This window comes from Aminobacter sp. P4_H6_2 (assembly GCF_056400805.1).
The window spans coordinates 1-2241 of sequence record NZ_JBFUKO010000779.1 but is presented as its reverse complement, the minus strand read 5'-3'; the positions used below and the strand labels follow the sequence as shown (position 1 = coordinate 2241).

Here is a 2241-nt window from a genome sequence, read left to right as displayed (position 1 = left end):
GCAATGTCGTGATCGATCTCGGCCACGGCGACTCCCTGACGCTCGTCAACGTCGACGCAAAGGATATGCAGGCCAATCCGGACCACTATTTCACGGTCCATTGAGCCTGACACGGCGTGCCCTGAACTCCCCCTGCAGGGCACGCCGCCCCTTCTCCAACCTCTCTAAAGGACCAACGCGTGACGTCCGACCGTTCGAAGGTCGCGGGCGGCGGTACCAGCCTGGCACAGGCCTCCCAGCTTTGCTCGGAGGTGGCTGTCGTGGCCTGGGACATCCCCCCGCAACTACCAGCCCTGGGCAAATTCACCCTGGCCATGCAATCCCAGCCGGTCCCGCTCGTTAGCATGACGCTTCCGCGGTCAGATGGCGGGCAGTGCGTGCTTTGGGCTATGAAGCCAGGACACGAAGCGGAAGACGCGCAGATCGCCGCGGCTGACGGAAGCACGCTGCAGGCGTTCACGCTCCCGCCGGCCGCACGGCTGCCGCTTCTCGATGTGGAGACGCTTCTGGGCAACCTCTCGCCGGAAGGCCGCGTCAAGTTCCTGAACAATCTCCTGACCGTTTGGCGCAGTGCATTCCGGCTGTCCCGCGACGAGCTCTTTGGCAGTGTCGTCGAGGATGCCGTCTTCACCCTTGTGCCGGCGCCGCGGCTTGCCAATTCCGTCTGCCAGATCGCGCCCCGACGCTATCTCATTGAGACCGACATGAGCCCTGACCTGGGCGAGATCACCGGCATCTATGCCATCGGCGCTGGTTCCGTCGCGCGGCTGCCGTTGCAATTTGTCGTTGCCAACGGTTCGRAGCGGGGTTGGCAGTCCTGCCATTTCATTTTCGACACACCGCAGCCTGCCCGGCCGCTCCACATCATGTTCCTGGGCAAAAGGGGCATCGCTGTCCGGAACCTGCCGAACTGCCATCCGCGCCACCTCGATTTTCAGAAATGGTGGGCGGAGCAGCGCGGCGGCACGGGGCTGCGCGAGTTCGTCGTGCGTCAACTCTCAACAATGGCGGGCAGCGGCACGGCAACTGCAATCGACCTCCAGCAGCGGGCCCCGCTGCCGGCCCGGCAGGTGGCCAGGCCCCAGATGCATGCCGCTGTCGACCTGGCGCTTGCGTTGCCGGACGGCCTGCTCGCAGGCGGCTGGACCAACGATCAGACCTCCACCCTTGCCGGCATCGACTATATCAAGGAGGACGGCACGGCCCTGCCCCTCGACGGCAATTGGTACGAGTTCCCGGCCTGGAGCCGCGAACCGAAGACCWACGCAAAGACTGCCGTAACCGGCTTCATCGCCTGGCTTCCGCAGAAAGAGCCGCTTGGTCCACTACTCCAGCCACGCTTCCAGTTGCGGCTCGCCTCCGGTGCGGTGAAACCGCTCGTACCGAAGCCGCAGCCCTTCGAGCCAGGAGCGCAGCGCAACCGCATCCTGCGCGCCGTCCCCCCGCAGCATGCCGTGGACGATGCGTTCCGGACCATTCTTGCCCCGGCCCTCCAAAGCGTCGAACGTACCCTGGGCAAGACAATCAGCGTCGACCACACCAAGGACTATGGCCAGCCTCGAAAGGCACCACTCGCCTCGATCGTGGTACCTCTCTATCGGGTCCTCGATTTCCTGCGTTTTCAACTGTCCGGCATGGCCACCGATCCCTGGCTGGCGGAGAATGCCGAGATCATCTTCGTTCTGGATTCCCCCGAGTTCGAGGACGAGACGAAACACATGCTGGGCGGGCTGCACATCCTGCACGACCTTCCGATGAAGCTCGTGGTGATGAACCGCAATGGCGGCTATGCCCGGGCCTGCAACGCCGGTGCGCGCTTTGCGCGCGGCTCGGTTCTCGTCATGCTCAACTCCGATGTCGTGCCGCGTGAACCGGGCTGGCTCCAGTTGCTGGTGCGACCGCTTTTCGAACAACGCAAAGTCGGAGCCATCGGCCCGAAGCTGATCTTCGAGGACGGCTCGCTGCAGCATGCCGGGCTCTATTTCGGCCGCGACCAGCGCGGCATCTGGCTCAATCACCATTTCTACAAGGGGATGCCCGGACGCTATCCACCGGCGCAGGGTGCCCGCAACGTTCCCGGCGTCACGGGCGCATGCCTTGTGACGCTCAAGGAGACCTATGAGCGGGTCGACGGATACACCGAGGACTATGTCATCGGCGACTACGAAGACAGCGACCTCTGCCTCAAGATCCGACGGTTGGGTCTCGAGATCGCCTATGAACCGGCGGCCTGCCTCTATC

Annotated in this window: 1 protein-coding gene and 1 pseudogene; both read left to right on the top strand. The window is 64.1% G+C overall.

All coding sequences use genetic code 11. The annotated features are described in order from the left end of the window. Positions 1-104 (top strand): annotated as a pseudogene (locus AC1DUU_RS30005) (calcium-binding protein); the annotation flags it as partial. A gap of 75 nt (positions 105-179) precedes the next feature. Then, the coding region (locus AC1DUU_RS30000) for a glycosyltransferase (protein ID WP_476786958.1) at positions 180-2241 on the top strand (2062 nt) is incomplete at its 3' end.